The sequence below is a fragment of the Priestia sp. BR_2 genome, assembly GCF_041954005.1.
GTDB lineage: Bacteria > Bacillota > Bacilli > Paenibacillales > Paenibacillaceae > Paenibacillus_AQ > Paenibacillus_AQ lautus_A.
This window is the reverse complement of sequence record NZ_JAVFHM010000046.1, coordinates 1-1,241: the sequence shown is the minus strand read 5'-3', so window position 1 is coordinate 1,241 and position 1,241 is coordinate 1. Positions and strand designations below refer to the sequence as shown.

General features: G+C 31.5%; 1 protein-coding gene. It reads right to left on the bottom strand.

The window, feature by feature from the left end; translation table 11 throughout:
- Window positions 1-286: 286 nt before the first annotated feature.
- The gene (locus tag RB298_RS00520) at window positions 287-790 is read right to left on the bottom strand and encodes a hypothetical protein (protein WP_057244261.1); all 504 of its coding nucleotides are present in this window, start codon (window positions 788-790) and stop codon (window positions 287-289) included.
- Window positions 791-1,241: the final 451 nt, after the last annotated feature.

The following is a 1,241-nucleotide window of genomic DNA, read 5'->3' as shown; positions in this document are numbered from 1 at the left end:
ATATCCGATCCTAAATCATACTCTTTTACGACTTGGTTATAAACAGCTTTGTATGTAGTTTCTAGAAGTGAAGAAGGAAATGTGGATTTTTTCATTTTTGGATTATTCTTCGCGTGCCTTTTATCTTTTCTGTTTGGTCTACCATCAGAAAATGCTAATTTACAATGTTAATTTTATTTCAAACAGGAATCGGATTAAAAAAATTCAGCAGAACTCATTATAAGATGAAAGAATTGAAGCATATTGACGGACTAGTCCTATTTAGAGTCAACAAAAAACCTTATTGTTACCAAGAACGAGTAGCACCTCCGCCTCCTGAACCGCCTTTACAAGAAGATGGCGAAAGTACGCATTTTGACTCCGCCGGATAATATTTTTTCAAACGTTTCTCAGCGTTTTTCAAATCGGCACTTGCTGAATAATATTTTGCTTTAACAGCTACTTTCATTGGAAGTGTAACTCTTTTACTTCCCGTTTGAAGAGCAACTTTGACAACGGTATTCACATCGCCTATAAAATCAATTGCTTTATATTGTCGTTTTCCCGGAAGTGTAAGGCTTTGGTATTCAGTCAGTGCCATTGAAGCAACATCTTGAACCAAACTAGCTTTACTAAATCCATCATTCAAAGCGCTCCAATAAAATAATTTATCAGTTGCCTTTTCATATTCTTTAACTAACGAATTAAGTGAAGGTTTGCTTGCGGCCTCTGTTAAATTGGGGTGAGAAATATTGAATACAAGTATTAATGCAGCAACTAAAATTAAAGAATTTTTCATTAAATTTTTCACTTTTACACTCCTTTTATAAAGTTATATTTTTTATTAGGGGGCAAGTCAGGAAAATGCTGACTTCCATTATTTCTATCTCAGTAGATTAGACCCTATTGAGATAAGTTTTTTCACTTTATCCTTGTAAATTGCCAGAATCCTAATACTATTCTCTTTTACTCTAAAAGACTACTATTCACTTTTCTTAAAATATAATAAACCGTGAAACTCCCCGCTAACACTAAAGAATCAATCACTAAATCCATTTCTATACCTTCTTCGTTTGATATATTAACATAATTTGAGTGATATTCCAATATAAGATAAATCCTTGTTAAGCTGAACTGGCCGTTAATTTAGTGAAAAACATCACAAAAAAATTCATTTCTCTTTGTAAGTTTAAGATTTAAGTAGATTAATTAATTAATTAATTTTCAAGAGAAAAGAAGAATAAACAAAATGTATTTAATTT